Below are 4,782 nucleotides of genomic sequence, written 5' to 3'. Positions count from 1 at the left end.
GGGCGTCGAACTCCTCGCGGCCCATCGCGAGGCAGATGTGGTTGACAGGATGGCCGGCTGTTCCGTCGGCTCCTGGGACGGCGTTGACAGCGGCAGCGGCAGCCCGCGGCATCAGGTCGATGATGGACTCAGCCGACACCCGCACGCTCGGGAACGGCGCCGCCCCCGCGCGAAACTCCTCCGCCCGTACCGGTGGGAGCCCGACCACGCGCTGGTAGAAGTCCAGCGACCGCAGTGGGTCCGCCACCCACAGGACGACATGATCAAGCTGTACGTCCATGAGGACCTCCACCGTCTGGCCGGCCGCGGACGATGCGATGCCGTCCGAATCGAATGTGACGCACGTCACCGCCGTGCCGGCTGCCATCAGCTTGAGTCTCCACCTACTGGAACCTGGATCGTGGCTGTTCATGGAGGGACACGCGACCGACCGACCGACTGATCACGATCGGGCGGCTGTCGGAGTTGACCGGGGTGCCGGTACGCACCATCCGGTTCTACGCCGACGAGCACCTGGTCGAGCCGGTTGCGCGCAGCAATGCCGGTTACCGGTTGTACGACGCGGTGGCGGTGGCCCGCCTCGAGCTGGTGCGCACCTTGCGTGACCTGGGCATCGACCTTCCGGCCGTCGCGAAGGTACTCGCGCAGGAGATCACGGTGGCCGAGGTGGCGCGCGTGCACGCCGAGGCGCTCGGCGCACAGGTCAGGGTGCTCCGGCTACGGCAGGCGGTGCTACGGGCGGTCGCGGTCCGCGGATCCGACTGGGAGGAGATGGAACTGATGCACCGACTGGCGAAACTCGACGCGGCGGAACGCACACGGATTCTGGATGGTTTTCTCGACACCGTGTTCAACGGCCTGGACCGCGATGGCCTGGACGGTGACAGCGGAGCAGGTGGGAAATTCGAGACGATGATCCGAGCCTCATTTCCCGAGCTGCCCGAGGACCCGACCGGCGAGCAGGTCGAGGCCTGGGTGGAACTGGTGACGTTGATCCAGGATGAGGATTTCACCGCCCGGGTCAGGACCATGGCGCAACGGGGCGCGGCCAAGCACGTCAGCGAAGAAGCGACCATCCGGCATCAGGAGGCCTTCAACGCCGTGCTGGCAAGCCGGTCCACGCAGGCATACACCGAGGGGATCGACCCGGTCTCCACCGACGGCACGGCGCTGGCGGCCGCGATCGCCGCGTCGTACGCGCAGACGACCGGGAACCGTGACACCCCGGCGTGGCGGGCAACACTCATAGACGATCTTGAAACGTTCACCGACAGGCGAGTTTACCGGTTCTGGGAACTCGTTGCGCTCGTCAGCGGGGACACGACGACGGTGGCGGTTGCCAGCCCAATGATCGAGGCGGTGGAGTGGTTGATCACCGCGCTGCAGGCGGCCGGCTGACGAACCAGCTCCACCAACGGCCGTCCCCGGGTGGAACAGCGGCGACGGCTCGGGACGAGCAGTGGGGCGCGCACCCGTATCCGGTGTGGGGGGGAAACCCCACCAAAGCTCGGCGGAGTACCCCATGGCCGCGGCGTGATCGCGACCGTAGCGTTTGCTGCTCTTAACGATGTGAATCTGATGCTCCTACCACAACACCAGATTCACATCGTTCCCAAAGAGCGCCCAGCAACAGTCCCGCGACGCCGCGCCGGGGCTGTCAGCGCCGGGCCAGTCGGGGGCCAGCCAAGGTGGACGGAACAGCGGCCAGATGATCATTGTTGTTCCTCGACCGCTGAATCGAGCAATACCCTCGCCGGGTCGATCTCGGAGCTGGCATCGTGTGGGGGATGTCAGGGGATGACGACGGTCAACCGGTTCTGGTCCGGGAGCTGCGGGTCGCTGCGTACGCGGTCTGCATCCACGAAGGGAAGATCCTTCTTGCGCGTTTCGTCGGCACGGGCGGGAAGTTCTGGACGCTACCCGGAGGCGGCATCGATCACGGCGAGGATCCGCTGGCCGCGGCAGTACGTGAAGTCGAGGAGGAAACCGGGTACGACGTCGTGATCGAATCGCTGCTGGGTGTGGACTCGATGCGCAGATGTTTTCCGCGCGGCACCGGCGGCACAGTCGACCATCACACCGTGCGGATCATCTACACGGCCCGGGTGGTCGGCGGCGTGCTTCGGCATGAGATTGGCGGTTCCACCGACCAGGCCGCCTGGATCGATGTCGATCAGATCGACACCCTCGAGCGGGTTGATCTCATCGACATCGCGTTGGAGCTTGAGCGGACCAGACCGCCGCACGGCCAGGCGGCTGGAAAACATTCCTGACCGGCAACGCGACCGGCCGGGGGGAGATCCCATTTGGCAGAATCTCCCCCCGGGCGCCGTCGAGACCGCTTAAAACCGCCGGACGTGCGAGAAGAACATGATCGCACGCCCTTTGGCCGTCGAGCCTGTTAGGCCTTTCCGGCCCAGCAGTGCTTCGAGGCGTACCAGGGGCTGGTGCCCTGCTGCGCGTACAGCATCCGCGCACGCATCCACTGCTCGGAGGCGCTGGCATTCTGCGGCAGGCCGGACCCGCCAACACCGTGCCAGGTACCGGGCAGGAACTGGAACAGTCCGCCGGCGCCGATCGAGTTGACAACGCTCGGGTTGCCACCGGATTCGCACTTCGAAATGGCGGCCAGCGCCCCGTCCGCGGACGGGGCCGCACTTGCCGGCTGCGACAGCGCGACGCTGCCGCCGCCGATGGCGGCAACAAGTGCCGGCACAGCGATCAATACCCGGGCCCGTGCTTTGATTCGACTGATTCCACGGTCGCCGGAACGTACGTCGGACATGTAGATGTCCTTCCCCACGCCTGCGAGGTGAGCTGTCGGATTCGGGCTGGGAGTGCCCGGCCGCGATGTGCGGCTTCACCCCGAGGACGCCTGATGTCGACGTCCGAAAGTGGTTCCCCCGTTCCTGCCACCGGTCTGGTTTTCATCGGACGGGGGCAGGATTCGGCGTGCCGTCCGACGCGTGCCTTCCTCTCGAAGGCACGGCGAAGACCATACGTGCAACGACGGCCCAGAATGCAAGGTTACGTGAAGAGGCACACAGTCCGTATCCGATGTTGATAGCAGCTACGGCTGCCGGTAACGTGCGCGTACTCGCGCTCATCCCTACTGTGGCCTCGTCCCGCCGGCGATATTGTGACGGGGCTGCCACCTGTCGGGTAAAGCCCCGCCTTACGCGGTACGTGGGCAGGCGGATCGACTGCGTGGCTATCCGGCGGTGATTGTACGACGGCGCCGGAAAACCCGGTGTCGACGGCGCCGTGTATCGTGTCGGCAATATGCACAATGGATGTCCGACCGCAGCGCTGCCACGGCCCACAGGAGGCCCGACCCGCGAGAGGCACGGGCCCGGACAACTGGGGAATCCCGACATATCGTTGGCCAGGCCCGCTGCGAGGCAACGGCGCGGGCCTGGCCAGCGATGACCAATGCCAATGGGGTGGACGGTGTGGCTGTCAGCCCATCGTCCGACTGCGGCGGCGGCGGACGATCCTGCGGCCGGCGACCATCACGACGATGGCGGCTACCGCCGACGCAGCGGGAACGGCGGACGGGGGGTTGGCTATCCCGCCCTCACCCGCCGAGACAGCACCCTTGGGCACCGGCATCGTTGTGGCCCCCGACCCGGACGCCGATGCGGTGGTGCCGGTACCGTCGGTGCTACTGCTGCCTGTGCCTGTGCCGGTGCCGGACACGACCTGGTACCGGGTCAGCATGCCGGCGGTGATGTGCTCGTTCACGTGGCAGTGAAAAAGCCAGATGCCGACGTTGTCGGGTACCATGTCGGCCACTGCCATGGTACCGGGGAGCAGCGGAACGGTATCCATCCGCATTCCGCCCACGACCGCGTCGTTGCCGTGCCAGTGCGGGGTGTGCAGGTCCTGCTCACCGCCCATACTCATCAGGTACCAGCGGACGTGCTCGTCTTTTTTGACAGTGATCATCGGCTCGTTGCCGAAAATGTAGCCGTTGATGGCGTGCCGCAGGTTGGACCGGACGAAGTTGCTGTCGTCCTGTGACGGATACGGCGGCTGGGCAAAACGGCGGAGGTTCTCCTGAAGATACGGACTCCAGTTCTCGTTCGTGATTGTGAACAAGGTGAAGATCTCACGGTCGACGTCGGCGGGGCTGCCGTCCGGCCGCGCCTTCCCCTTGGCTGTGATGACCATCGGGCCGGTGAGTCCGGCATAGGTGTCGGTGACCTCGCTGGTATGGGAGTGGTACATCCACATGACCGAACTACCGTCGTGTGGGCCCGGGCCCGCCCGGTCGGGCACCAGCCAGGTGTAGGTGTGCGTGCCTCCGGTGGGTATGGCATCGTCAAGCTTGTCCACCCCGGAGGTGTTGTCGGCGTAGGGCGTACCCTCGTTCGCCTTGGTGTAGAACACACCGTGTGCATGCACGCTGTCAGAAATCCTGCAGGCGTTGCGGAACACCACCTTGATGGTGTCGCCGACCTCGGCCCGGATGACCGGGCCCAGGAATCCCTGGTACGCATCCTGCGGGGGGCGCGGGGCCAGACTGGTGAAATTCGCGTCGGTGTAGCCGCGGTAGAGACACTTGAGATAGCTCGTCCCGATGCGTCCGGGTCCGGATTGGACGTACGTCTTCGCTGTCGGGTCGAACGCCTGACCGGTGATGTCGTCGCGCCCGTCCGGGGCGTAGTTCCAGACGACCTCATCGGCACCGACATAGTAGGTGCGCACCTGTCCGGTCGGGTGGAATGCCGCACCGCCGACACCATCCCAGTAGGACGTGTTTTCCGGACTCGGCATGCC

General features: G+C 66.0%; 5 protein-coding genes and 1 riboswitch. Of the genes, 2 read left to right on the top strand and 3 right to left on the bottom strand.

Translation table 11 applies throughout. The annotated features are described in order from the left end of the window. Positions 1–367 (bottom strand): VOC family protein (locus U9980_RS22555; RefSeq protein ID WP_322769765.1); only part of this gene is annotated, 367 nt, incomplete at its 3' end. A gap of 26 nt (positions 368–393) precedes the next feature. On the opposite strand from U9980_RS22555, the gene U9980_RS22550 reads away from it, so the two are divergent. Next, complete coding sequence (locus tag U9980_RS22550; RefSeq protein WP_322769766.1) at positions 394–1,398, top strand: MerR family transcriptional regulator; 1,005 nt, start codon at positions 394–396, stop codon at positions 1,396–1,398. A gap of 389 nt (positions 1,399–1,787) precedes the next feature. Then, positions 1,788–2,273, top strand: coding sequence for an NUDIX hydrolase (locus U9980_RS22545; RefSeq protein ID WP_322769764.1), 486 nt, complete (start codon positions 1,788–1,790; stop codon positions 2,271–2,273). Between the two features lie 128 nt (positions 2,274–2,401). Here the strand turns inward: U9980_RS22545 and U9980_RS22540 are convergent, their stop codons facing one another. Together U9980_RS22540 and U9980_RS22535 are read right to left on the bottom strand one after the other, a co-directional pair. Continuing rightward, entirely contained in the window at positions 2,402–2,785 is a 384-nt protein-coding gene (locus U9980_RS22540; protein WP_322769763.1) for a transglycosylase family protein, read from the bottom strand. A gap of 2 nt (positions 2,786–2,787) precedes the next feature. Next, a riboswitch (cyclic di-AMP (ydaO/yuaA leader) is annotated at positions 2,788–2,963 on the bottom strand. Positions 2,964–3,459: 496 nt separating this feature from the next. After that, positions 3,460–4,782 (bottom strand): multicopper oxidase domain-containing protein (locus U9980_RS22535; RefSeq protein ID WP_322769762.1); only part of this gene is annotated, 1,323 nt, incomplete at its 5' end.

This window comes from Protofrankia sp. Cr1, assembly GCF_963555865.1.
GTDB lineage: Bacteria > Actinomycetota > Actinomycetes > Frankiales > Frankiaceae > Protofrankia.
Note: the sequence above shows the minus strand (reverse complement) of the source record. Positions and strands in the feature narration are given on the sequence as shown.